The 25155-nt window shown below is 70.0% G+C and carries 23 protein-coding genes and 1 pseudogene; 17 read left to right on the top strand and 7 right to left on the bottom strand.

Features of this window, described 5'->3' with window-relative positions; translation table 11 throughout:
* Positions 1-8: 8 nt before the first annotated feature.
* The 3 genes from mutM (at position 9) to FHQ07_RS08995 (ending at position 4349) form a co-directional block, all read left to right on the top strand.
* Entirely contained in the window at positions 9-851 is an 843-nt protein-coding gene (mutM, locus tag FHQ07_RS09005) for a bifunctional DNA-formamidopyrimidine glycosylase/DNA-(apurinic or apyrimidinic site) lyase (protein WP_139716492.1), read from the top strand.
* 88 nt (positions 852-939) lie between these two features.
* A complete protein-coding gene (locus tag FHQ07_RS09000) occupies positions 940-1518 on the top strand; it encodes an ECF-type sigma factor (RefSeq protein ID WP_139716491.1) in 579 nt (192 codons plus the stop codon).
* A gap of 29 nt (positions 1519-1547) precedes the next feature.
* Positions 1548-4349 carry a serine/threonine-protein kinase gene (locus FHQ07_RS08995; RefSeq protein ID WP_139716490.1) on the top strand — a complete coding sequence of 934 codons (2802 nt, stop codon included), beginning with the start codon at positions 1548-1550 and terminating at the stop codon, positions 4347-4349.
* Between the two features lies 1 nt (position 4350).
* Here FHQ07_RS08995 and FHQ07_RS08990 read toward each other — a convergent pair whose 3' ends face one another.
* A complete protein-coding gene (locus FHQ07_RS08990) occupies positions 4351-4971 on the bottom strand; it encodes a thymidine kinase (protein ID WP_139716489.1) in 621 nt (206 codons plus the stop codon).
* A gap of 62 nt (positions 4972-5033) precedes the next feature.
* On the opposite strand from FHQ07_RS08990, the gene FHQ07_RS08985 reads away from it, so the two are divergent.
* From FHQ07_RS08985 to cfa, 5 genes are all read left to right on the top strand, one after another.
* On the top strand, positions 5034-7028 hold the full coding sequence (locus FHQ07_RS08985; protein WP_139716488.1) for a UvrD-helicase domain-containing protein: 1995 nt from the start codon (positions 5034-5036) through the stop codon (positions 7026-7028).
* Between the two features lie 54 nt (positions 7029-7082).
* Positions 7083-7979 carry a 5'-nucleotidase, lipoprotein e(P4) family gene (locus tag FHQ07_RS08980; protein WP_425476902.1) on the top strand — a complete coding sequence of 299 codons (897 nt, stop codon included), beginning with the start codon at positions 7083-7085 and terminating at the stop codon, positions 7977-7979.
* Positions 7980-8212: 233 nt separating this feature from the next.
* Positions 8213-9178: a hypothetical protein gene (locus FHQ07_RS08975; RefSeq protein ID WP_139716486.1), complete on the top strand. Its 966-nt coding sequence runs from the start codon at positions 8213-8215 to the stop codon at positions 9176-9178.
* Between the two features lie 80 nt (positions 9179-9258).
* Positions 9259-11961, top strand: a complete 2703-nt coding sequence (gene plsB, locus FHQ07_RS08970) for a glycerol-3-phosphate 1-O-acyltransferase PlsB (protein WP_240703599.1) — start codon at positions 9259-9261, stop codon at positions 11959-11961.
* A 52-nt stretch (positions 11962-12013) separates the two neighbouring features.
* Positions 12014-13195, top strand: coding sequence for a cyclopropane fatty acyl phospholipid synthase (gene cfa / locus FHQ07_RS08965; RefSeq protein WP_139716484.1), 1182 nt, complete (start codon positions 12014-12016; stop codon positions 13193-13195).
* 52 nt (positions 13196-13247) lie between these two features.
* Here cfa and FHQ07_RS08960 read toward each other — a convergent pair whose 3' ends face one another.
* Positions 13248-14954, bottom strand: coding sequence for an RCC1 domain-containing protein (locus tag FHQ07_RS08960; protein WP_168191525.1), 1707 nt, complete (start codon positions 14952-14954; stop codon positions 13248-13250).
* A 75-nt stretch (positions 14955-15029) separates the two neighbouring features.
* A complete protein-coding gene (locus FHQ07_RS08955; protein ID WP_139716482.1) occupies positions 15030-15248 on the bottom strand; it encodes a YdcH family protein in 219 nt (72 codons plus the stop codon).
* Positions 15249-15302: 54 nt separating this feature from the next.
* On the opposite strand from FHQ07_RS08955, the gene ttcA reads away from it, so the two are divergent.
* The 4 genes from ttcA to FHQ07_RS08935 all read left to right on the top strand — a co-directional run bounded on the left by ttcA (position 15303) and on the right by FHQ07_RS08935 (position 18576).
* Positions 15303-16211, top strand: coding sequence for a tRNA 2-thiocytidine(32) synthetase TtcA (ttcA, locus tag FHQ07_RS08950; protein WP_139716481.1), 909 nt, complete (start codon positions 15303-15305; stop codon positions 16209-16211).
* A gap of 33 nt (positions 16212-16244) precedes the next feature.
* Positions 16245-17147, top strand: coding sequence for a recombination-associated protein RdgC (locus FHQ07_RS08945; RefSeq protein ID WP_139716480.1), 903 nt, complete (start codon positions 16245-16247; stop codon positions 17145-17147).
* A gap of 76 nt (positions 17148-17223) precedes the next feature.
* A complete protein-coding gene (locus FHQ07_RS08940) occupies positions 17224-18003 on the top strand; it encodes a M48 family metallopeptidase (protein ID WP_425476962.1) in 780 nt (259 codons plus the stop codon).
* A gap of 51 nt (positions 18004-18054) precedes the next feature.
* Entirely contained in the window at positions 18055-18576 is a 522-nt protein-coding gene (locus FHQ07_RS08935) for a hypothetical protein (RefSeq protein ID WP_139716478.1), read from the top strand.
* A gap of 22 nt (positions 18577-18598) precedes the next feature.
* Here the strand turns inward: FHQ07_RS08935 and FHQ07_RS08930 are convergent, their stop codons facing one another.
* Positions 18599-19471, bottom strand: coding sequence for an alpha/beta fold hydrolase (locus FHQ07_RS08930; protein WP_139716477.1), 873 nt, complete (start codon positions 19469-19471; stop codon positions 18599-18601).
* On the bottom strand, positions 19471-20436 hold the full coding sequence (gene hemH, locus FHQ07_RS08925) for a ferrochelatase (protein ID WP_139716476.1): 966 nt from the start codon (positions 20434-20436) through the stop codon (positions 19471-19473). The genes FHQ07_RS08930 and hemH overlap by 1 nt, the downstream gene beginning before the upstream one ends.
* A gap of 104 nt (positions 20437-20540) precedes the next feature.
* Between hemH and FHQ07_RS08920 the strand changes: the two genes are divergently transcribed.
* The 5 genes and pseudogenes from FHQ07_RS08920 to FHQ07_RS08900 all read left to right on the top strand — a co-directional run bounded on the left by FHQ07_RS08920 (position 20541) and on the right by FHQ07_RS08900 (position 23444).
* The gene (locus tag FHQ07_RS08920; RefSeq protein WP_139716475.1) at positions 20541-21365 is read left to right on the top strand and encodes a lipid-binding SYLF domain-containing protein; all 825 of its coding nucleotides are present in this window, start codon (positions 20541-20543) and stop codon (positions 21363-21365) included.
* Positions 21366-21429: 64 nt separating this feature from the next.
* Positions 21430-21654 carry a Sec-independent protein translocase subunit TatA gene (gene tatA / locus FHQ07_RS08915; protein ID WP_139716474.1) on the top strand — a complete coding sequence of 75 codons (225 nt, stop codon included), beginning with the start codon at positions 21430-21432 and terminating at the stop codon, positions 21652-21654.
* Positions 21655-21687: 33 nt separating this feature from the next.
* Positions 21688-21921, top strand: a pseudogene (tatB, locus tag FHQ07_RS08910) (Sec-independent protein translocase protein TatB); the annotation flags it as partial.
* A gap of 76 nt (positions 21922-21997) precedes the next feature.
* Entirely contained in the window at positions 21998-22753 is a 756-nt protein-coding gene (tatC, locus tag FHQ07_RS08905; protein WP_139716472.1) for a twin-arginine translocase subunit TatC, read from the top strand.
* Complete coding sequence (locus FHQ07_RS08900; protein ID WP_139716471.1) at positions 22734-23444, top strand: RDD family protein; 711 nt, start codon at positions 22734-22736, stop codon at positions 23442-23444. Before tatC ends, FHQ07_RS08900 begins: the two co-directional genes overlap by 20 nt.
* On the opposite strand, the gene FHQ07_RS08895 is transcribed toward FHQ07_RS08900, so the two are convergent.
* Both FHQ07_RS08895 and FHQ07_RS08890 read right to left on the bottom strand, forming a co-directional pair.
* Positions 23441-24361, bottom strand: a complete 921-nt coding sequence (locus FHQ07_RS08895) for a hypothetical protein (protein WP_139716470.1) — start codon at positions 24359-24361, stop codon at positions 23441-23443. The genes FHQ07_RS08900 and FHQ07_RS08895 overlap by 4 nt on opposite strands.
* Before the next feature lie 58 nt (positions 24362-24419).
* Complete coding sequence (locus FHQ07_RS08890; RefSeq protein WP_139716469.1) at positions 24420-25145, bottom strand: glutamine amidotransferase; 726 nt, start codon at positions 25143-25145, stop codon at positions 24420-24422.
* Positions 25146-25155 lie beyond the last annotated feature (10 nt).

The raw sequence follows: 25155 nt of genomic DNA, 5'->3' as shown, positions 1-25155 counted from the left end.
GAGCCGCGATGCCCGAACTGCCCGAAGTCGAGACCACCCGCCGCGGCCTGTTGCCGCATGTCGCCGGCCGCCGCGTCGAGCACGTGCTGCTGCGCCGCCCGGACCTGCGCTGGCCGATCCCGCGCGAGATCGAGGAGCTGTTGCCCGAGCAACGCATCGACGGCATCCGCCGCCGCGCCAAGTACCTGCTGCTGGAGACCGCCGCCGGCAGCGCGCTGCTGCACCTGGGCATGTCCGGCAGCCTGCGCGTATTGCCGGGCGATGCGCCGGTGCGCGCGCACGACCACGTCGACATCGCCCTGGACTCCGGCCGCGTGCTGCGCTTCAACGATCCGCGCCGCTTCGGCTGCCTGCTCTGGCAGGCGCCGGGCGAAACCCACGAACTGCTGGCCGGGCTGGGGCCGGAGCCGCTGGCGGACGACTTCGATGGGGCGGCTTTCGATGGGGCGGCTTTCGATGGGGATTACCTGTTCGCAAGAAGCCGCGGCCGCAGCGCGCCGGTGAAGGCCTTCCTGATGGACCAGTCGGTGGTGGTCGGCGTCGGCAACATCTATGCGGCGGAAGCCTTGTTCATGGCCGGGATCTCGCCGCTGCGCGAAGCCGGCAAGGTCTCGCGTGCGCGCTATGCCGCGCTGGCCGACGCGGTGCGGGCGATCCTGGGGCATGCCATCGCGCGCGGCGGCACCACCCTGCGCGATTTCATCAGCCCGGACGGCGCGCCCGGCTACTTCGAGCAGGAACTGCTGGTCTACGGCCGCGGCGGCGAACCCTGCCCGCGTTGCGGCCGGGCGCTGAAACAGGCCCTGGTCGGCCAGCGCGCCAGCGTGTGGTGCGGGCACTGCCAACGCTGAAAACGGTCACGGCCGGCCAGCGCTTGCGCGGGATTGGCCGCGCCGGGCTATAGTCCGCCTTCCCCCGCACCCCCTGTTCATTGCCGCGATGACCGAATCCGGTGAGATCACCGTCCTGCTGGATGCCGCGCACAAGGGCGACCGTGGCGCGATGGACCGCGTGCTCGCCACGCTGTACCAGGAACTGCATTCGATGGCGCGCCGCCAGCTGGCCGGCCAGCACGGGCATACCCTGGATGCCACCGCGCTGGTCCACGAGGCCTACCTCAAGCTGATCGGCCGCGGCAGCGGCGCCGCGCAATTCGACGACCGCGCGCACTTCTTCGCCTATGCCGCCTCGGCGATGCGCAGCGTGGTGGTGGATTACGCGCGCCAGCGGCTGGCGCAGAAGCGCGGCGGCGACCAGCACCGCGTCACCGACCTGCCGGAAGACATCGAGGGCGGGCTGCGCCTGGACGAGGACATGCTGGGCCTGGACACCGCGCTGACCCGCCTGCACGCGGTCGAGCCGCGGCTGACCCAGGTGGTCGAATTGCGCTATTTCGCCGGCCTCTCGGAGCTGGAGATCGCCGCCCTGCTGCAGCGTTCGGAACGCAGCGTGCGCCGCGACTGGCAGAAGGCGCGCATGTTCCTGCTCGCCTCGCTCAAGGACCCGACCGTCGCCTGACCGCAGGGACAGGCGAACCGGCGCTGACGATGGACGCCGAACGCTGGCAACGCCTGTCGCCGCTGCTCGACGCACTGCTGGAGCTGCCGGAGCAGCAACGCAGCGAACACCTCGCCGCCTTGCGCCGCGAGGATGCGGCGCTGGCCGACGAGCTGGAGAAACTGCTGGCGATGGAGGAAGGCGATGCCGACTTCCTCGCCGAGCCGGTGGTGGACGTGCCCAATGGCGCGCGCCCGGGCGCACGCATCGGCCCGTACCGGCTGGACCGGCTGATCGGCGAAGGCGGCATGGGCCAGGTCTGGCTGGCGGCGCGCGCCGACGGCCTGTACGAGCGCAAGGTCGCGCTGAAATTGCTGCGCCCGGGCCTGGCCGATCCGAAGCTGCGCCAGCGCTTCGACCGCGAGCGCGAGATCCTCGCCCGTTTCGCCCATCCCTACATCGCGCGCCTGCTCGATGCCGGCATCGACCGCGACGGGCAACCCTACCTTGCCCTGGAATACGTCGACGGCGAACCGATCACCAGCTACTGCCAGTCGCGCCAGCTGGACATCGCCGCGCGCATCGACCTGTTCCGCCAGGTCTGCGAAGCGGTCAGCCACGCGCACGCCAACCTGATCGTGCACCGCGACCTGAAGCCGTCCAACATCCTGGTGACCCCGGCCGGGCATGTGCGCCTGCTCGACTTCGGCATCGCCAAGCTGCTCGATGTCGAACCGTTGCCGGTGGAACAGACCCGCACCGGCGTGCGTACCTTCACCCTGCACTACGCCGCGCCCGAGCAGATCCGCGGCGAACCGGTCACCACCATGACCGACGTGTATTCGCTCGGCGTGGTGCTGTACGAGCTGCTGACCGGCAGCAAGCCCTATCGGCTCAAGCGCCAGACCGACGCCGAGTGGGAAGAGGCGATCCTGGCCGGCGAACCGTTGCGGCCCTCGCAGGCCGCGGCGCGCGCCTGCGACGAGGCGGCGCGCCCGTATTCGCCGGCGCGCCTAGCGCGCGAACTGGCCGGCGACCTCGACAACATCAGCCTGAAGGCGCTGGGCAAGCGCCCCGAGCAGCGCTACGTCTCCGCCGAGGCGCTGTCGCAGGACCTGCTCTGCTACCTGCGCGGCAGGCCGGTGATGGCGCGCGGCGAAAGCCTGGGCTATCGCACCCGCAAATACCTGCACCGGCACCGCTGGGCGCTGGGCGCGGCGACCATGGTGCTGGCGGTGATGGCGACCGCGCTCGGCGTGGTCAGCTGGCAGGCGCGGCAGGCGCTGCGCGAAGCCAACCGCGCGCAGGCGATGCAGAACTTTGTGGCCGGGCTGTTCGAGAGCGCCGGCAACGCGCCGATGGACACGCCGATGGACCTGCGCGCCCTGCTCGACCTCGGCATCGTCCGCGGCGAACGCAGCCTGGCGCGGCAGCCGCAGGCGCGCGCCGAACTCTATGGCGTGGTGGCGCGGCTGCGGCTTGGGCTGGGCGACTACCGCGAAGCCGGCGCCCTGCTCGACAGGCAGGCGCAGCTGCTGCGCGCACTGCCGGACGCGCCGACCAGCCTGCGGCTGGAAGCGGCCACCCTGCGCGGCAACGCCCGCCGCCAGCTCAGCGACATGCGCGGTTGCGAGCGGCAGATGCAGCCGCTGCTGGCGCTCGCCGAACGCGAGCAGGAACAACTGCCGGCGCAGGTCGCCGCGTTCTATTCGCAGTTGGCGCGTTGCCGGCGCGACCTCGGCCAGCGCAACCTGGCCAACCAGCTGTTCTCGCGCTCGCTGAAATTGCGCCGCGACAACGGCGACGACGTGGGCGTGGCCGAAAGCCTGCTCGACCTGTCCGCCCTGCATGCCGACGACGGCGATCCGCGGCAGGCGATCCGGATCCTGCGCGATGCCTTGGCGCAGTTGCGGCACGAGGTCGGCGACCGCCACCCGCTGGCGATCGACATGCTGCGCAGCCTGTGCTCGCTGGAACGCAACAACGACGACCTCGCCGCCGCCGAGCGCGACTGCCGCGAATCGCTCGCGCTGGCGCAGGATTTGCACGGCCGCGACCATCGCGCCACGGTCGACGCGCGTCGCCAGCTGGCGGCGCTGTACGTCGACCTCGGCCGCTTCGGCGAAGCCGAATCCGAATTCCTCGATACCTATGCCTGGATGCGCACCCGGCTGGATCGCAACCACCCCGACCTCGCGCGCACCTACAACAGCCTGGGGGTGGTCGCCTGGGAACGCGGCGACCTGCAGCGCGCGGTCCATTACCAGACCCAGGCGGTGGAGGCGTGGCGCAGCGGCACCAACCCCGGCCTGACCGCGTCCGGCGTCTACAACCTGGCGATGATCCTGCACAGCGCCGGCGAGGATGCGCAGGCGCTGCCGCTGATCCGCGAATCGCGGCAGCTGCGCATGCAGCGTTTCGGCGGCAACCACGAACTGGTCGGCGACAGCGATCGCCTGCTCGGCGAAATCCTGGCCAGCCTGGGCGAGAAGGACGCGGCCCGCGATGCCCTGCAGGATGCGGTCCGCCTGACCCGGGCCGGCTATGGCGAGGCGCATTCGCACACGCGGCGCGCGGAAGTCTCGCTGGCGCGCTTCGAGGCCGCGCAGGGCGATGCCGCGGCCCTGCAGCGCCTGCTCGGCTGGGCCGACTACGACGGGCGCGACATCGAGCAGCGCAAGGCCAGCTGGCTGGCGCGCGCCTATGCGACCGAACTGGACTGCCCGCGGCGCCCGGAGAAGGCCAGGGCGCAACTGGACGCCGTGCTCGCGCAGATCCAGCTGAGCCTGCCCGAAGGCGGCGCATTGCCGCGCGAGGTCGCGCAGATCCGCGCCAGGTGCAGCAGGCGCTGACTCAGAGCGGCAACGGCGCCTGCAGGGGCTCGATGCTGCCCTCGCCGCGCATCACCTTCTTGAACTCCACGCGGCTCACCGACACGTAGCGCTCGTTGCCGCCGATCTCCACCTGCGGCCCGTCCTGCAACGCATGCCCCTGGGCATCGATGCGCACGTTCATGGTCGCCTTCTTGCCGCTGTGGCAGATGGTCTTGATCTCCTGCAGCTCGTCGGCCCAGGCCAGCAGGTACTGGCTGCCCTCGAACAGCTCGCCGCGGAAATCGGTGCGCAGGCCGTAGCAGAGCACCGGGATGCGCAGCGCATCGACCACTTCGCTCAACTGCCAGACCTGCGGTTTGGCGAGGAATTGCGCTTCGTCGACCAGTACGCAATCGAGCTTGCCGCGGGCGGCGATGTCGGCGCGCACCAGCGCGTCGAGATCGGCGTCGCGGTCGAAGGCGATGCCTTCCGCCTGCAGGCCGATGCGCGAGGCCACGGTGCCGCTGCCGGCGCGGAAATCCAGCTTCGGGGTCAGGATCGCCACCCGCATCCCGCGCTCGCGGTAGTTGTACGCGGATTGCAGCAGGGTGGTGGTCTTCCCCGCGTTCATCGCGGAGTAGTAGAAGTAGAGCTTTGCCATGCACGGATTCTACCGGCGCACAAGGCTGGCGGCGCTGGCCGCGCGCTTCGACAATGACGGCGATGCACGGCAACGCCCTCCACGGATTGAACCCCCCGCAACGCCAGGCCGTCCTGCACGTGGAAGGCCCGCTGCTGGTGCTGGCCGGCGCCGGCAGCGGCAAGACCCGGGTGATCGTGGAGAAGATCGCCCACCTGATCCAGAGCGGCCGCTACCCGGCCAAGCGGATCGCCGCGATCACCTTCACCAACAAATCGGCGCGCGAGATGCGCGAGCGCGTGGCCAAGCGCATCCGCGGCGATGCCGCGCAGGAGCTGACCATCAGCACCTTCCATGCGCTGGGCCTGCGCATCCTGCAGATCGAGCACGCCAAGCTCGGCCTGCGCCGCGGCTTCTCGATCTTCGATGCCGACGATTCCAGCGTACAGCTGAAGGACCTGTTGCCGCCGGGCAGCAAGCCGGACGTCATCGACGCGGCGAAACAGCTGATCTCGCGCGCGAAGAACGCCGGGCTGTCGCCCGAGCAGGCCGCCGAAGCCGCGCGCAGCACCCGCGAGCGCGAGGCCGCCGCGCTGTACGCGCGCTACCAGCAGCGCCTCACCGCGTTCAACGCGGTGGACTTCGACGACCTGATCCGGCTGCCGGTGCAATTGCTGGAAACCGATGCCGAGGCCGTGGCCGGCTGGCGCGAACGCATCGGCTATCTCCTCGTCGACGAATGCCAGGATACCAACGACGCGCAGTATCGCCTGCTGAAGGCGATCGCCGGCGAGAAAGGCCACTTCACCTGCGTGGGCGACGACGACCAGAGCATCTACGCCTGGCGCGGCGCCAACCCGGACAACCTGCTGTCGCTGGGCACGGATTACCCGAAGCTCGAAATCATCAAGCTCGAACAGAATTACCGCTGCAGCAACCGCGTGCTGCGCGCGGCCAATGCGCTGATCGCCCACAACCCGCACGAACACCCGAAGACCCTGTGGAGCGATGCCGCCGACGGCGAGCGCATCCGCGTCTGGGAATGCAAGGACGCCGCGCACGAGGCGGAGAAAGTCGCCGCCGAAATCCAGTTCGTCGCGCAGAAGCACGCGGCGCCGTGGAGCGAGTTCTGCATCCTGTTCCGCGGCAACCACCAGAGCCGCGCGCTGGAAAAGGCGCTGCAGCTGCTGCGCATCCCGTACCACCTGAGCGGCGGCACCGCCTTCCTCGACCGTGGCGAAGTGAAGGACGCGCTGGCCTGGCTGCGGCTGTTGGCCAACCCGGACGACGACGCGGCGTTCCTGCGCGCGGTGCAGTCGCCCAATCGCGGCGTCGGCGCGACCTCGCTGCAGCGCCTCGGCGAACTGGCGAACAATGCCCACATGCCGCTGTCGCGCGCGGCCGACTCGATCAGCTTGGCCAAGCAGCTGCCGGCACGCGCCGCGAATGCGCTGCAGGGCTTCAGCGACATCGTCCGTGGCCTGCGCATCGATGCCAAGACGCTGGCGCCGGCGGAACTGGTGCGCAAATTGAACGAACGTTCCGGCCTGCTCGCCGCGCTGCGCGCGCTGTGCAAGGACGAGGCGCAGTTCCAGGCGCGCCGGCGCAACCTCGACGAACTGGCCGACTGGTTCGACGGCCCGAAGACCTCCGGCCCCGGCGAACTCGCCGCCGCGCTTGCCTTGCTCAGTCACGCCGACAAGGGCGATGCCGGCAACCAGGTGCGGTTGATGTCGATGCACGCGGCGAAGGGGCTCGAGTTCCGTTACGTCTTCATCGTCGGCGTCGAGGACGGCAACCTGCCGCACGAGGCCAGCATCGAGGAAGGCCGCCTCGACGAGGAACGCCGGTTGATGTACGTGGGCATCACCCGCGCCAAGGAACAGCTGTGGCTCTCGCACGCCAACGAAGCGCAGCGCTGGGGCGACCGGATGCGCCTGAAGCCGAGCCGCTTCATCGATGAATTGCCGGCGGAAGAACTGCAGCGCGACGGCGCCGACCCGGTGGCCGATGCCGCGCGCAAGAAGGAACGCGCCAGCGCCGGCATCGCCAATATCCGCGCCCTGCTCGGCGACTGAACGCGGTCACGGGCTGCGGGTACACTCGCGCGCATCCGTAGACGAGCCATTGCCATGCGCCTGATGTCCAGCCTCCTCGCTGCCGCCCTGCTGGTCGGTTGCGCCAGCCACGCCGCCAAACCGGAACCGCCGCCGGCGCCCGCACCCGCAGCCACCGCGGAAGCACCGGCAACCCCGCCGGCGGACGACAGCCTGAATGCGACCGCCTGGTTCCAGACCTCGGTGGAACGCGACCTGGTCTATCGCGCGATCTACCGCGCCGCCGCCGTGCAGCTGCCGGCGGCGCTGGCCGACAAGCGCTGGGACGCGCTGCAGAAGGAAGACCGCGGCAACGACCCGCGCAAGCTGCCGCCGGCGATCATCGTCGACGTGGATGAAACCGTACTCGACAACTCGCCCAGCTCCGTCCGCCAGATCCGCGAACAGCGCGGCTTCGACGATGCGAACTGGAACCTGTGGGTGAACGAACGCAAGGCCAAGGCGCTGCCCGGCGCGGCGGAGTTCCTGAATGCCGCCGCGAAGCGCGGCGTGACCATTTTCTACATCAGCAACCGCACCGCCGACCAGGCGCAGGCCACCATCGACAACCTGCGCAGCGCCGGGTTCCCGATCAAGGACGCCAGCCAGTTCCTGGGCCTGGGCACCGTGGTCGAGGGCTGCGAGCAGGAAGGCAGCGAGAAATCCTGCCGCCGGCAACTGGTCGGGCGCGGCTATCGCGTGCTGATGCAGTTCGGCGACCAGGTCGGCGATTTCGTGCAAATCCTGGCCAACACCCCCGAGGGGCGGCGCGCGGCGATCGCGCCGTACGCGGACTGGATCGGCCAACGCTGGTGGGCCCTGCCCAACCCGCTGTACGGCAGCTGGGAGCCGGCGCTGTTCAACAATGCCTGGTCGCAGCCCGCCGGGGAACGCCGCGCACAGAAGGAAGCCGCACTGGATGATGCCAAATAATTCAATTAGTTACGCAATATTTCATCAGGTATTGCATTAACAGCGAGGGCGGCGTAGCCTGCAGTCATCCGGCCTCGGCCGGAGCCATGCCACAACTGCTGTCCTCCGGCGCTGCCGGACTTGAAGAGGCCTTCGGGCCTCTTTTTTTGTGTGCCTCGCCCGCGCCTTCGGCCGCCAGCTTGCATCGGCCAGCACCGGCCGCCGACACTCCGGCAACGCCCCGGAGACCATCGATGCTCGATCGCCCCTCCATCGCCGCCTGCCGCACCGTAGTGACGACCGCCCTGCTCTGCCTGGGGTTGTTGACCGCCTGCCAGCAGGGCGATGCGCCCACGGGCGCGGCGATCGGCGTGGCCGCCCGGCAGGCGCCGCAGGCCGCGACGAAACCGGTGGCAGCCGCGGAGGTCCTGCGCGACCGCCTGCTGGCGCGCGATGGCGCCGGTTTCGCCCGGCTCGCGGTGCCGCCGGCGCTGCATGCGCAGCTGGTCGAAGGCTGGAGCGACGGCCGCAGCCGCTGGCCACTCGACGAGCTCCCACTGGATGCAAAATTGCCGAAAATGCTCGCCGCTTTGCAGGAAAAGAATGCGGAATCGAAGCTGATGGCGACATTTCGCCGCCAATTCGCCGGCGCCGACCGCGACATCGACGACGCCATCCGGACCCTGGTGCAGTTTGCCGGCAGTTACGTGCAGGAAGAGGCCGATTACTCCCCGGAACAGCGCGAACACACCACCCAGGCCCTGGCGGCACTGGGAAGTTGGGCGCTGGCGGCGCCGCTGTCCGATCCGAAGCATGCGCAGCCCTTCTTCGCCGCGCTGGTCGCCGCGGCACGCCGCAGCGGGATCGACGGCAAGGCCGGCAACGCCGCCTTCGCCCGGCTGGGCATGCTGGCCAGCCTGAACCGGCTGTCGCCCTTCATCGCCACCCTGCTGGCGCAATTGCGCACGCAGTACGGGCTGGACGTCGATGCGGCCCTGCGCGGCATGGAGATACGCCTGCTGGAACAGACCGGCGATACCGCCCGCCTGCGCCTGCGTTACACCCTGGCCGGGCGCGAGATCGACGCGATCATGCCGGCGGTGCGGATCGACGGGCATTGGTACCTGGCCGATTTCGTCCGCCGCGCCGAGGCCTCGCTGGCCGGCAAGTCCGGCGGCAACCCGGGCGAAGCCGGCGTGAAAAACTTCACTTCGCCATAATGTCGGCGATGCCGAACCGCCCCAACCTCCCCAGCCAGGCCAGCCTGTTCGACGCCGAACCTGCCGTCGAACCCGCGACCATGCCCGAAACCCCGGCGAGCGATCCCTCGCAACCGGACGCATCCGCTGCGGCCGAGGCGAGCGCGCCGGCCCAACCCGGCGCGGACAGCCCACAGCTGCCGCTGCCCGCCTTCCTGTCGCAACCGCCCGAGCCCGCCGCGGCCGCGCCGCGCACCGGCAAGGCCAGGCCGCCGCTGTGGGCGCGCGTGCTCGGCAAGCTGATCGACCCCTGGCTCAAGCTCGACATCGAGCCGAACGAAGCCGACCAGTTCCAGCGATTCGACGACGGCCGTCCGGTCTGCTACGTGCTCGAGGACTATGGCCTGTCCAACGCGCTGATCCTGGAGCGCGCCTGCCGCGAGGCCGGCCTGCCCTCGCCGCTGCAGCCGATGGCGGGCGATCCGCTGGGCCGCAGGCGCGCCTACGTGGCGTTGTCGCGCCGGCATGCCAATGCGCTGGGCCTGCTGCCCGGGCCCGAGCACAAGACCCATTCCGGTTCGCTGGCGCGGCTGCTCGAGGCCCATCGCCGCGACCCGGCGCTGGACGTGCAGTTGGTGCCGGTCTCGATCTTCGTCGGCCAGGCGCCGAACCGCAGCAGCGGCTGGTTCAGCGTGCTGTTCTCGGAGAACTGGACCCTCGTCGGCCGCTTCCGCCGGCTGCTGGCGCTGCTGCTCAACGGCCGCGACACCCTGGTCCAGTTCGCCCCGCCGGTGGCGCTGCGCGGCATCGTCGGCGAAGACCTGCCGCCGGAACGCACGGTGCGCAAGCTCAGCCGCGTGCTGCGCACCCACTTCCGCCGCGTGCGCGAGGTGGTGGTCGGCCCCGACCTGTCGACCCGGCGCATGCTGGTGGACAAGGTGCTGGCCGCCGACAGCGTGCGCGAGGCGATCGCCGACCAGGCCCGCCGCGACAAGAGCAAGCCGGAAGCCGCCTGGCAGAAGGCGCATGCGATGGCCTACGAGATCGCCGCCGACTATTCGCACCCGATGGTGCGCTCGCTCAGCTTCATGCTCACCCCGGTGTGGAACCGGATCTACCGCGGCGTGCTGGTGCATCACCTGGACAAGTTCAAGCAGGCCGCGCCCGGCTACGAGGTGGTGTACGTGCCCACCCACCGCAGCCACATGGACTACCTGCTGCTGAGCTACCTGCTGTACACCCACGGGGTGGTGCCGCCGCACATCTTCGCCGGCATCAACCTCAACCTGCCGGTGGTCGGCACCATCCTGCGCAAGGGCGGCGCGTTCTTCGCCCGCCGCAGCTTCAAGGGCAACGCGCTGTATTCGGCGGTGTTCCGCGAATACATGGCGCAACTGGTCGCCGGCGGCTACTCGATCGAATACTTCATCGAGGGCGGGCGTTCGCGCACCGGCCGCCTGCTGCAGCCCAAGGTCGGCTCGCTGGCGATGACCGTGCGCGCCTACCTGCGCCAGCCCAGCCGCCCGGTGCTGTTCCAGCCGGTCTACATCGGCTACGAGAAGCTGATGGAGGGCCGCAGCTACCTGGACGAGCTGTCCGGCAAGCCGAAGGAAAAGGAATCGATCTGGCAGCTGCTGATGGGCATCCCCAAGGTGCTGCGGAGCAATTTCGGCCAGGTGGTGGTGAACTTCGGCGAGCCGATCAAGCTCGGCGACGTGCTCGACGCGCATGCCGGCTGGGACGGCAAGCCGGTGCCGGAGGACGAGAAGCCCGCGTGGCTGTCCGAGACCATCGATGCGCTGGCGCAGAACATCCAGGTCAACGTCAACCGCGCCGCCGACGTCAACCCGATCAACCTGCTGGCGCTGGCCTTGCTGTCCACCCCGCAGCACGCGATGGGCGAAGCCGACCTGCTGGCGCAGATCGCGCTGTCGCAGACCCTGCTGCGCGAGGTGCCGTATTCCGACTACGTCACCGTGACCCCGCACACGCCGGCGCAGATCGTCGCCCACGGCGAGGAGATCGGCACCCTGCTGCGCACCGCGCATCCGCTCGGCGACGTGCTCAGCGTCGGCGACGAGAACGCGGTGCTGCTGAGCTATTTCCGCAACAACGTGCTGCACCTGTTCACCGCCTCGTCGTGGATCGCGGTCTGCTTCCTCAACAACCGCCGCATGTCGCGCGCGCAGCTGCAGCGCCTCGGCCGCAGCCTGTACCCGTTCCTGCAGGCCGAGCTGTTCCTGCCCTGGGACGAGGACGGCTTCGCCGCGCGCATCGACCGCACCATCGAAGTGCTCGTCCGCGAAGGCCTGCTGCAGCAGGTCGGCGAGGACGACGGCGGCATCCTGCAGCGCAATGCCGGCCAGACCGACGAAGTGTTCCGCCTGCGCGCGCTGGGCCACTCCCTGCAACAGGCGTTCGAGCGCTACTACATCGCGATCAGCGTGCTGGTGAAGAACGGCAGCGGCACCCTCAGCGCCGGCGAACTGGAAAGCCTGTGCCAGCTCGCCGCGCAGCGCCTGAGCCTGCTGTACGCCAACACCGCGCCGGAATTCTTCGACAAGAGCCTGTTCCGCGGCTTCATCCAGAAGCTGCGCGAACTCAAGCTGGTGTGGGCCGACGGCAACGGCAAGCTGGCCTTCGACGAGCGCCTGAACGGCTGGGCCAAGGACGCGCGGGTGGTGCTGGGCCGCGAGCTGCGCCACACCATCGAGAAGGTCAGCCCGGACAGCACCCGCACCACCGGCGAGATCCCGGCGATCGCGGGCGAAACGGCCACCGGCAAGGACGGCACCGGCTCTTAACGCACGCCATGCCACGCTGCGGCATCGGTCGACATGCCGATGCCCCGCCAACATGGCCGCCCACGCCCGCCCGCTGGATGCGCCCGACAACGCATCCCTCGTCGATACCGCCCCGCGGCAGTGGGTGGCCGGCCTGCTCGGGCGCGCCGACATCCGCATCGGCGGCGAGCGCCCCTGGGACATGCGGCTGCACGACGCGGCCGCGCTCGACCGCGCGCTGGCGGAAGGCAACCTCGGCCTCGGCGAGGCGTACATGGCCGGCGCCTGGGACTGCGACCGGCTGGACATGCTGTTCGACCGCCTGCTGCGCGCGCACCTGGACCGCGAGGTGCACCCGGCGCGGCTGGCCTGGCGGGCACTGCAGGCCCGGCTGTTCAACCGGCAGACCCGGCGCCGCGCCTGGCAGGTCGGCCGCGCGCATTACGACCTCGGCAACGCGTTCTACGCGGCGATGCTCGACCCGCGGATGACCTATTCCTGCGGCTGGTGGCAGGACGGCGCCAGCGACCTGGCGCACGCGCAGGAAGCCAAGCTCGACCTCGCCTGCCGCAAGCTGGGCCTGCGCCCCGGCATGCGCCTGCTGGACATCGGTTGCGGCTGGGGCAGCCTGATGGGCTATGCCGCGGAGCATTACGGCGTGCGCTGCATCGGCGTCACCGTCTCGCGCGAGCAGGTCGGCTATGCGCAGGCGCGCTATGCCGGCCTGCCGCTGGAGTTCCGCCTGCAGGACTACCGCGAACTGGATGCCGATGCGCTGGGCGGGCCGGTGGACCGCATCGCCAGCATCGGCATGTTCGAGCACGTCGGCCGCCGCAACCACCGCGCGTTCATGCAGGTGGCGCGGCGCTGCCTGGCCGACGACGGCCTGTTCCTGCTGCACAGCATCGGCAAGAACCGGCGCGCTTCCACCCTCGACCCGTGGACCGAGCGCCACATCTTCCCGAATGGCGACCTGCCGTCGCTGGGCCAGGTCGGCGACGCGCTGGACGGCCTGTTCGTGTGCGAGGACCTGCACGACTTCGGCGCCGACTACGACCCCACGCTGATGGCCTGGCACGCCAACTTCGAAGCCGCCTGGCCGCGTTTCGCCGGCGAACTCGGCGAAACCTTCCGCCGCAAGTGGCGCTATTACCTGCTGTCCTGCGCCGGCGCGTTCCGCGCGCGCGAGTTGCAGCTGTGGCAATGGGTATTGTCGAAGGAAGGCGTGCGCGGCGGCTGGCGGCGGCCGCAGTGAAGACAAGGACGGGGCCGAAGCCCCGTCTTGTCGCATCCATGCGGATGATGGTTCAGGGCACCGCGCCCCAGCAGGTGCGCATACCGTCCTCGCGGGTGGCGCAGCTGTGCCTGTCGCCGCTGGTGACGTGCACGTAGCGGCCGGCGGGTGCATTGGTCTGTCCATAGGCGTTGTCGCCCCAGCAGGCCAGTTCGCCGGTATCGCGGATCGCGCAGGCATGACTCATCCCCGAGGCGATTGCCTTGAACGCGCCGGACGGCGGCGGCGTGGCGCCAATGCCGCCGCCCCAGCAGGCCAGCTGGCCGGTCGATTTCAATCCGCAGCTGAACTGGTTGCCGGCGCTGATCGCCAACCAGCTGCCAGCCGGGACGGTGGTCGCGCCAGTGCTGCTGTAACCCCAGCAGGTCCCGTTGCCATTGCTGAAGACACCGCAGCTGTGAGACGAGCCAGAGTCGATCCGCCGGTAGCGCACGGAACCCAATGGCAAGGCAAACGGCGGATAGGGCGGCGTGGCCTGGCCGTTATTGTTGTTGCCCCAACACGCCGCGGCGCCATCGGCAGCCAACGCACAGCCGCCCATGTAGCCGATCTCCATGGATGCGTACTGGCCTGCCGGCGGCGTGGCGCGGCCGGCGTCGTTGAACCCCCAGCAGGACAGGTTGCCGGTCGCCGCGCGCGCGCAGCTGAAAGCCGCACCAGCACCGATGTCGGCATAGCTGCCGGCTGGCGGGGTGGATTCGCCGCTGGTATTGCTGCCCACGCAGACCAGGGTGCCGTCCGCATCCAGATCGCAGGTATGGGAAACACCGGCAGCCACCGCACCCATGCCGAACGGGCCGCGCGGGACATTGGTCTGGCCATAGGTGTTGTCGCCCCAGCAGACGACATTGCTGCTTTGATTGAGCGCGCAGGTGTGGTCGGAGCCCGCTGCAAGCGCGGTGTATCGGTAGGCTCTGGTGAGGGGCGGATTGGCCTGTCCATGGGTGTTGACGCCGCCACAGACCGCATTACCGCTCGGGCTCAAGCCGCAGGTGTGAACGCCTCCCGCAGTCAAGGAGGTATAGACCTGACTTGCGCTGACGCTATTCCCGAGGCCGTTCCCCCAACATACGGCAGTACCGACCGCACGCAATCCGCAGGTATGGTAGAGACTGGTGGAGATGGCGGTGAACGTCTCACCCGCCGGCACCGCGGCACCGCCATAAGTATTCGAACCCCAGCACACGGCGACGCCATCTGCACGCAACCCGCAGGTATGGTCCTCGCCTGCCGTCAACGCGACGAACACCTGCCTGTTGATCGGTGGCGTGGCCTGCCCATCGGAATTGTCGCCCCAGCAAACGACACTGCCGTTCGCACGCAAGCCACACACATGGTACGTGCCGGAGGCGATGGCCGTGAATCTTTCGCCTGCGGGAACGGCCCTTACGCTGCTGCTTCCACCCCAGCATTCAACGCTGCCATCCGAATGCAAACCACAGCTGTGGAAATAGCCGGCTGCGACGGCGGTGAAATGCCCCCTGCTGGGTGCCGTGCTCTCTCCAGTCCAGTTGGAGCCCCAACACGCCACCGAACCATCACTGCGTAGCGCGCAGTTGTGGAAGGACCCCGCCGCCAGCGCCACCACCCGCCCGCGCCCATCCGGAATCGCCCCGGAACTGTTCTGCGCCACCGCCCCGCCCGACCAGCAACCCGCGGCCGCCAGCGCCAGCCACAACAGGCCGGACCATGCCCGCCGCCCCTTCGTCCCCGTGTTCATCGTCGCCCCTCGCCGCCGGCACCGCGCCGGCTCCATCCCGTCTAGCGGGATCGGGGGGCGAATCCAGTCATGCCGCTAGGCGGGCTCGTCCGGGATCAGCGCATTCTCGATCCAGGCGATCTGGTCCTTGAGCTGCAACTTGCGCTTCTTCAGCCGCTTCAGCGCCAGCTCGTCGGCCTGGATGTCGGCGGCCAGGCGCTCGATCACGGTGTCGAGGTCGCGGTGCTCCTGCCGCAGTTCGACCACGCGGCGCGACATGCGCGCCAGTTCGGCGGGATCGAGGGGCTGGTTCATGCGCCGAGCATAGCGCGGCGGCGCGATGGCGATGCCGGGTAAAATGGCCGACCGATGAACGCCGCCATCCCGCTCCCGCTCGCCGAACCCCAGTCCGTCGCCCAGCGCAAGAAACGCGAGGCCGACAAGCTGGCCAAGCGCCTGCGCCACCAGGTCGGCAAGGCGATCGCCGACTTCGGCATGATCGAGGACGGCGACAAGGTGATGGTCTGCCTGTCCGGCGGCAAGGACAGCTACGCGATGCTGGACGTGCTGCTGCAACTGCAGAAGAAGGCGCCGGTCAACTTCAGCATCACCGCGGTCAACCTGGACCAGAAGCAGCCCGATTTCCCCGAGCATGTATTGCCGGAGTACCTGCGTTCGATCGGCGTGGACTTCCACATCATCGAGCAGGACACCTACTCGGTGGTCAGCCGGGTGATCCCGGAAGGCAAGACCATGTGCTCGCTGTGCTCGCGCCTGCGTCGCGGCGCGTTGTACACGTACGCGGAAGACCACGGCTACACCAAGATCGCGCTGGGCCACCACCGCGACGACCTGGTCAATACCTTCTTCCTCAACCTGTTCTTCCACGCCAAGCTCAGCGGCATGCCGCCGAAGCTGTTGAGCGACGACGGCAAGCACGTGGTGATCCGCCCGCTGGCCTACGTGCGCGAGGCCGACATCGAGGCCTACGCCGAGGCCAAGCAGTTCCCGATCATCCCCTGCAACCTGTGCGGCTCGCAGGAGAACCTGCAGCGCGCGCAGGTCAAGAAGATGCTGGCGCAGTGGGAAAAGGACACGCCCGGCCGGGTGGAAACCATGTCGCGCGCGCTGGGCGATATCCGCCCCTCGCAATTGAGCGACCCGAACCTGTTCGATTTCCTTTCGCTCGGCAAGCGCGGCGATGCCGCCCTGCCCGATGCGCATGCGTGGCTCGCAAGTGGCGAGACGCACGCCACCGACACCGACGACGCGGCCTGAGCCGCGCCCCATCCGCATTCCGCAGGATCCTTGATGTTCTTCCGCAACCTGACGTTGTTCCGTTTCCCGTCCTCGCTCGACCTGTCCGACCTCGAGACCCAGCTCGCAGAATGCGCGCTCAAGCCGGTCGGCCCGCTGGAGCTGTCCAGTCGTGGTTTCATCCCGCCGTTCGGCCAGCATGGCGATGCGCTCAGCCACGGCATCCACGATGCGCTATGGCTGACCGTCGGCGGCGAGGACAAGCTGCTGCCCGGCGCGGTGGTCAACGACCTGCTGCAGAAGAAGCTCGCCGCGCTCGAGGAAAAGGAAGGCCGCAAGCCCGGCGGGCGCACCCGCAAGCGCCTGAAGGACGAACTGATCACCGAACTGTTGCCGCGCGCCTTCGTGCGCCCTGTGCGCAGCGATGCGCTGATCGACACCACGCTGGGCGTGGTCGCGGTGGACACGTCCAGCCGCAAGAACGCCGAATCCGTGGTCAGCGAAATCCGCCGCGCATTGGGCAGCTTCCCGGCGTTGCCGCTGAACGCCGAAGTCGCGCCGCGCGCCATCCTCACCGGCTGGATCGCCGGCGATCCGCTGCCGGATGGCCTGTCGCTCGGCGACGAATGCGAACTGCGCGATCCCACCGACACCGGCGCGGTGGTGAAGATCCAGCGCATGGAACTGGTCGGCGACGAGATCGACAAGCACCTGGAAGCCGGCAAGCAGGCGACGCGGCTGGCGCTGGTGCTGGACGACCACGTCAGCTTCGTCCTCGGCGAGGATCTGGTGGTGCGCAAGTTCAAGCTGCTGGACGGCGCGGTGGACCAGCTGGAATCGACCGACCGCGACGACGTCGCCGCCGAACTCGACGCCCGCTTCGCGCTGATGGCCGGCGAGTTCAAGCGCCTGTTCAACGTGCTGGAGAAGGCGTTCAGGCTCAGCAAGGCCGAATAAGCCGCCGCGCAGCGCCGTCCTTCCAAGCTCCGCCGATGCAGGCCTTACACTCGGCCGCATGCGTTCGCTGTTCCGCCTGCTCTCGCCCGCCCGCACCGCGCCGAAACCCGCGGTGGCGCAACGCGACACCGTCGGTTTCGTGCTCGATGACGGCCGCCGCATCGACGTGCTGCGCGTGCGCGACCCGCGCGCGCGGCGGATCAAGCTCAGCGTGGACGAACGCGGCGCGCGACTGACCCTGCCGCTGCGCGCCAGCCTGGTGTCAGGCGAGCGCTTCCTGCACGAACACCGCGACTGGCTCACCGCGCAATTCGCCGCACAGACCGTGCATGCCGGCGAACGCCTGCAACGCGATGCCACCGCTGCCCTGCCGTTGCGCGGCGACATGCTGCCCATGCGTTGGCAGGGCGGTCGCGCGACCCGGCTCGATGTCGATGCCGATGGGACGCTCTTGTTCACCGCGCCCGCCTCGGCCGGCGACGCCGCCCTGCAGCGCGCGCTGCGCGACTTCTACGAAGCGCAGGGCCGCGCCGACGTCGGCCGCTGGCTGCCGAAATACCTCGCCGGCCTGTCGCGCACGCCGCGCCGGATCGTGTTCAAGCGCACCTCCACGCAGTGGGGCTCGCTGGCGCCGGACGGCACGCTGGCGCTGGACCTGGCGCTGCTGCTGGCGCGCCCGTCCGCCTTCGAATACGTGCTGGTGCACGAGCTCTGCCACCTGCTGCATGCGGATCACTCGCGCCGGTTCTGGCGCGAGGTCGAGACCCGCTTCCCGGGCTGGCGCGACGAGCGGTCGTATTTCCATGCCGAAGGGCGGGCACTGAAGGCGCGCCTGCACGCGCTGCTGGCCGGTTGATCCGTCCGGCGACGTTGGCCTCGGTTACCCAGGGGAACCAGGACGACCGCAATGCCGCAACTTCCGACTTCGCAGAAATTGCTGCTGGCCCTCGCCATCGCCGCCGCGTTCGCCCTGCCGGGCTGCAAGCGCGCCGGCGAGGCCATCGCCGAAAAGGCGATCGAGACGGCCAGCGGCGACAAGGTCGACATCAAGCAGGATGGCGACACCGTCAGCATCAAGACCGATCAGGGCGAGATGAAGGTGGCGGCCGCGCAGGACGGCGGCAGCGTGGCCCTGCCGGCGGACTTCCCGAACGACGTGTTCCTGCCCGAGCCGCGCACGGTCAGCAGCGCGATGGACATGGGCGGGATGAAGGCGGTCAACATCGCCACCAGCGCCGCGCTGGCGCAGGTCTCCGCCGACGTCGAGAAGTCGATGCAGGGCCAGGGCTGGAAGCGCGAGATGTCGATGCAGACCAGCGCCGACAGCGCCACCCTGATCTACAGCAAGGACAAGCGCCAGGCGGTGTACCAGCTGATGAAGGCCGACGACGGCAGCACCCAGCTGGCGGTGCGCACCGGCGGCAGCTGAGGCGCGCGCGGCCGGCGGCGGATCACGCCTGGAAGAACCCGCCGATCGCCTCCGCGACTGCGCCGGGCGCCTGCATGTGCAGGTGATGCCCGCCGGGGATGACGATGAGCTCGCCCTGCGGCAGCAGGGCCACGCGGCGGCGGCGCAACTCGTCGGGCAGGTAGGGCTGCGCGGGGTCGGCGAAGATCGCGCGCACCGGGCATTCGATCCCGGCGACCAGGTCTTCGACCTGCGGCTCGGTCATGCGGGTCATGGTCGGCAGGGTCAGGCGCGGATCGCTGCTCCATTCGTAGCCCGGCCCCTGATCGGACTGAGCGACCCGGCGCACGCCGCGTTCCACCAGCAGGCGCACCAGCGATTCGTCCAGGCCGCTGCCCGGCACGCGGCTGGCGTAGGTGCGCGCGCGCACCGCGGTGTCGAGATCCGGGAACACGCGCAATCGCTTGTCCTTCAGCGCGCGGTTGGCGGCCACCGCCTCGCGCATGCGCACCACCGTGCGGCCCGGCGTTTCCGCCAATGCGCCCAGCGCCTCGATCGCGACCAGCCGCTCGATCCGCTGCGGGCAGGCCGCGGCGATCATGCTGGCGATGCCGGCGCCCATCGAATGGCCGAGGAAGGCGAAGCGTTCCCAGCCCAGTGCGTCGGCGACGTCGAGGATCGCGTTGATCGCGCCGACGAAGGAATAATCCGCGCCCGCCGCCAGGTGCGCGCTGCGGCCGTGGCCGGGCTGGTCGATCGCCACCAGGTCGAGCCCGCGCAGGTGTTGCGCAAGCGGGATGAAGCTGGCCGCATTGTCCAGCCAGCCGTGCAGGGCCAGCACCTTCGGCGCGCCGGGCTCGCCCCAGCGCAGCCCGGCGATGCGGCCGAGCGGGATCTCGATGCCGATCTCGCGCATCAGCGCCAACCCTCGTGGGCTTGCGCCAGCGCAGCCAGGGCATCCGCATGCGCGGCGCCGGCATTGAGGCAGGGGATGTAACGCAGCGCCTCGCCGCCGGCATCGCGGAACAGCGCCGCAGCCTGCATCGCGATCTCCTCCAGCGTCTCCAGGCAGTCCACCGCGAAGCCCGGGCAGGCGACATCGACCGTGCGCACGCCTGCGCCGGCGAGTTGCCGCAGCACCGCGACCACGTCCGGCTGCAGCCACTTGCCCTTGCCGAAGCGCGACTGGTAGGCCAGCTGGATCTCGCCGGGCGCCAGGCCCAGCGCTTCGGCGATCGCCGCGGCGCTGGCCTCGCACTGCCGCGCATACGGATCGCCGGCATCGACCACGCGCTGCGGCAGGCCATGGAACGACAGCAACAGGCGTTCGCCACGGCCATGCGCGGCCCAGTGCGCGCGGATCGAATCGGCGACCGCCGCGACCCAGCCGGCATCGCGGTGGTAATCGCGCAACAGCGAGACCTGCAGGCCGGCGCCATGCGCGGCGAGCGCATCGGCCACCGGCTCGGTGGTGGTGGTCGAATATTGCGGATACAGCGGCAAGACGCGCACCTCGCGCGCCCCGTCGGCGCGCAACCGCTGCAATGCCCCGGCCAGCGATGGCGCGCCGTAGCGCATGGCGTGCGCCACCCGCCAGCCCGGCATCCGCGCGCGCACGGCGGCGGCCAGGGCTTCGGTATGCACCGCCAGCGGCGAACCGCCCGGCAGCCAGACTTCGGCGTATTTCTTCGCCACCACCGGGCTGCGCCGCGGCAGGATCAGCTTGCGCAGCAGCGGCAGCCACAGCCAGCGCGGCAATTGCACCACCCGCGGGTCGGACAGGAATTCGTCGAGATAGGCGCTCACCGCCGCCGCGGTCGGCGCCGCCGGCGTGCCCAGGTTGACCAGCAGCAGCGCCGGCGTGTCGTTGCTCTCCCGCATGCGCATAGGATCGCATGCGTCGCGGAACTTCAGGCCGCGACTTAGGATCGATTCATTGCGGCGGCGCCACGATGTGGCATCGCCGCCCCCACGCCGGAGCCTCCATGAACATCGCCCCCACCCGCCTTGCCCTCGTCCTTGCCGGCCTGCTGGCCGCCACCGCCGCCGTCGCCGTCGCCGGCCAGCGCGAGGACGTGCGCGCCGACGATGCGGTGCGGGTGGTGAAGCAGATCCAGTCGATCCCGGAATCCGCGATCCCCGACCGCCTGCTCGACGATGCCAAGGCGATCGTCGTGGTCCCGGACACGATCAAGGCCGGTTTCATGCTGGGCGGTCGCCGCGGCCTGGGCCTGATGTCGGTGAAATCGGCGGACGGCACCTGGTCCAACCCGGTGTTCGTGAAACTGGCCGGCGCCAGCTTCGGCCTGCAGGCCGGCGTGCAGTCGGCCGACGTGATCCTGGTGTTCCGCAGCGAGCGCGGCGTGGATTCGATCGTCAACGGCAAGATCACCCTGGGCGCGGATGCCGGCATCGCCGCCGGCCCGGTCGGCCGCAATGCCGCCGCCGCCACCGATGGCGAACTGAAGGCGGAGATCTGGTCGTGGTCGCGCGCGCGCGGCCTGTTCGCCGGGGTGGCGCTGGACGGCGCGGTGCTGTCGATCGACAACGGCGCCAACCGCACCGCCTATGGCGAAGGCAGCACCCCGCGCGGGATCTTCGAGGGCCGCGCGGCGAGCGCGCCGTCGGCGGCGATCACCGGTTTCCGCGACGCGCTGGAAGAAGCCACCGCGGCGGCGCGCCAGGCGCGCGGCGGCAAGCCCGCGCCGGCGGCGAACACCGCACCGGCCGGCGAAGGCGTGCAGATCCAGCCGCTGGCCGGCGACAACCCGGCCACCACCACGCCGCTGGCGCCGGCCAGCAAGCCCTGACACGGCTTCGGACGATTTGATCGGCGTTAGAATTGCGGCACTCACTCAAGGCAAGGGCGCGATCATGGGCAGCTTCAGCATCTGGCATTGGCTCATCGTGCTGCTGATCGTGGTGCTGGTGTTCGGCACCAAGCGCCTGACCAGCGGCGCGCGCGACCTCGGCAAGGCCGTGGACGAATTCAAGAAAGGCATGAAGGGCGAGGACGACAAGCCGGCGGCCCGCCTCGGCGAGGACAAGGCGCCCGCGGCGTCGGCCGAACAGCGCGATCGCGACGACGTCGCCCGCTAAGCCACACGGCAACCGCCGCGGCTTCGAAGCTAGATGTTCGATTTCTCCTTCGGCGAGATGCTGGTCGTCGCCCTGGTGGCGCTGGTCGTGCTCGGCCCCGAGCGCCTGCCCAAGGCCGCGCGTTTCACCGGCCTGTGGGTGCGCAAGGCGCGCGCGCACTGGTACTCGGTGAAGTCGGAGCTGGAAAGCGAGCTCGCCAGCGAAGAGTTGCGCCGCAGCCTGCAGGACGGCAGGCAGGCGATGCAGGAGACCGAAGCGGAGTTGCGCAACCTCGCCACGGATGCCCGGCAGGGCATCGGAGCCGATGCCGCGGCCAGCGACGAACCGCCACGCGAACCGCGCGATGACTGACGCCGGCCTCGACAGCGAGCGCCCGCTGATCGCGCACCTGCTGGAACTGCGCTCGCGCCTGCTGCGCGGCGCCGCCGGCCTGCTGCTGGCGCTGGCCTGCCTGCTGCCGTTCGCCAACAGGCTGTACGCGCTGCTGGCGCAGCCGTTGCTGGACAAGCTGCCGAAGGGCGGCCAGCTGATCGCGACGCAAGTGGCCTCGCCGTTCTTCGCGCCGATGAAACTGGCGTTCTTCGCCGCCCTGATGGTCGCGATGCCGTGGCTGCTGTACCAGGCCTGGGCCTTCGTCGCGCCCGGCCTGTACAAGCGCGAGAAGAGACTCGCACTGCCGCTATTGGCTTCCGCGCTGGCGCTGTTCTACGCCGGCTGCGCGTTCGCCTATTTCCTGGTGCTGCCGATGGTGTTCGGCTTCCTCGCCCGGGTGACCCCGGCCGGGGTGGCGATGATGACCGACATCAGCGCCTACCTCGATTTCGTGCTGGTGCTGTTCCTGGCCTTCGGCCTGAGTTTCGAGCTGCCGGTGGCGCTGGTGATCCTCGCCCTGCTCGGCTGGGTGACCCCGGCGCAGCTGCGCGAGGGCCGCGGCTATGCGGTGGTCGGGATCTTCGTGGTCGCCGCCGTGCTGACCCCGCCGGACGTGGTCAGCCAGCTGATGCTGGCGATCCCGATGTGCCTGCTGTACGAAGCCGGCATCATCGCCGCCGCGATGGTCGCCCCGCGCCAGCCTGGCGATGGCGTCGACGCCGGCTGAGCCGCTGCCGAGGGCGGGCTTCTGGGCGCGCTATGCCGCCTGGTCGCTGGATGCGGCGTGCCTGTTGCCGCTGGTCGCGCTGCTCGGCGCCTCGCGCCTCGGCCATGCCCTCGCCGAGGCGCGCGATGCCCTGCATGCCCTCAGCGGCGAACTGCCGCGCCTGCTCGGCGATGCCCTGGGCATGGTCCAGGCGCCCACCGACCTCGCCCGGCACATGCTCTCGGATCCGCCGATCGTCGCCGCGACGGCACGCCTGGAGTCGGCGCTCGCCGGCATCGTCTACACGCCCTTGCTGCTGTACGCGCTGCTGGCCCTGCTGTGGTCGGTCGGCTTCGAGCAGTCGTCGTGGCAGGCGACGCCGGGCAAGCGCGCGCTGGGACTGGTCGTGGCCGATGCGCAGGGCCGCCGGCTGAAGGCGGGACATGCGCTGCTGCGCCATCTCGCCGCCGGCCTGTCGTGGCTGACGCTGAACATCGGCCATGCCCTGGCCGCGCTGCCGCCGCACCTCGCCCTGCACGACCGGGCCAGCGACACCCGCGTGCTGCGCCGCGCCGCGGGGCCGCGCTTGCCGTCGTGGGCGAAAGCCTGGCTGCTCGCGCAGCTGCTGGCGATGCTGGTCGCCTTCGGCTGGCTGTTCCTGTGGCTGCAGGCCGCGATGCAGGCGGCCATGCAGCAGGCGATGGGGATCTAGACTTCGATCCGGTCGTCGCGCGGGGCGTCGACCGCCGGCGCATCGCCGCAGATGTCGCGCCACATGAAATACATCACGCCGAACATCACCACGTAGATCACCAGCAGCATGCCGATGTAGACCGGCATGACCAGCAGCATGCCGAGCATCGCGTGGACCAGGCCGCCCAGCATCGCCAGGATGCCGCCGACGATGGTCACCACCAGCACCAGGGCGAACATCCCGACCACCGACAGCACCGCCAGCAGCACGATCGGCAGCACGTTCTTGAGGGTGCCGGCAAAGCCGTCGCCCAGCGCCTGGCCGACCGACCGACCGCCCAGCGCCACCTGGCCGAAGCCGATGGCGTACACGCCGCCCATGAACAGGGCGAACAGCGAGCCGATCGCCATGACTTGCCCGAAGCCCTCCGGCAGGGCCAGCAGTTCCGGCGAGATCGGCGCGCCGCCGGCCTGCTGCGCCTGCGCCGCGGTGATCAGCTGCCAGTACCAGCCCATGAAATCCTTGCCCAGCAGGCTGATCACCAGCAGGAACACGCCCAGGTAGATCGCCGTCATCAGCAGGCCGAAACCGATCAGCCGGCCGCGCCCGCCATCGGCATGGAAGGTGTCGAAGATCGCGCCGGCACGGGTCGGCCGGCCGTTCTCCGCGGCATCGATCACCCGCAACAGGCCGCCGATCAGCAGCGGATAGATCGCCAGGGACGCCAGCGTGGTCACCCCGATCACCGTCATCACCGCTTCCGGGCCCAGCCCCAACCCGTACTGCAGCGCCAGCTGCACCACGCTGGGGATCAGCGCGATGATCGCGAGCAGCGCCACCGCGCCGAACACCGCCTTCGGGTTGTTGCGCCCGAGGTTGATCGCCTGCCGCAACCAGCGCCAGCCGCTGCCGGGCGAAACCGCACGCGTCGTCATCCTTGCTTCCCCTTGTCGATCCGGAACGGGCGAATCCCCCGAAGTGCGCCCAGCATACTCAACCCGCGCGCGAACCCCGTGCATGGCGCACGAACCGGCGCAGCACCTGGCGCGCCTGCGGGGCGGCGCTGACCTCGCGCGCCAGCCGCTTGCCGCAGCGGCCCTCGCTGGCCAGCGCCTCGCTGCGCGCGCGGATGTAGCCGCGCATGTGGGTGGTGCTGAATTCCGGATGGAACTGCAGGCCCCAGACCGCAGCGCCCCAACGGAAGGCATGCGCCGCGTCCTGCGCGGATTTCGCCAGCACGGTGGCGCCGTCCGGCAGCCGCAGCACGCTTTGCAGGTGGGTGGCCTGCGCCGGGATGCGCGCCGGCAGGCCGGCGAACAGCGGGTCGGCCGCCGCCGGCGGATGCAGGTCGAGGCGGATCGTGCCCATCTCGCGACCGCTCGGATTCGCGCCCACCTCGCCGCCCAGCGCATGCGCGATCAGCTGGTGGCCGTAGCAGATGCCGAGCAGCGGCATCCCGGCATGCGCCGCATCGCGCAGCCATGCGGCGCTGCGTTCGCTCCAGTCGTGGCGATCGGTGACCATCGCCGCCGAGCCGGTGACGATGGCCCCGGCGAAGCCCTCGCGGCTGGGCAGGTCGTCGCCGCCTTCGACATCGACCACCACCGCCTCGTCGCGCTCCAGCCCCGCGGCCACCCGGATCCAGTGGGCGAAGCTGCCGTGCCGACGCATCGAGGCCACCGGCTGGCCGGTTTCGAGGATCAGGAACGGCGCGGTCATCGGGGCCTCC

This window comes from Thermomonas aquatica (assembly GCF_006337105.1).
Classification (GTDB): Bacteria; Pseudomonadota; Gammaproteobacteria; order Xanthomonadales; family Xanthomonadaceae; genus Thermomonas; species Thermomonas aquatica.
This window is presented reverse-complemented; position numbering and strand designations above follow the sequence as displayed.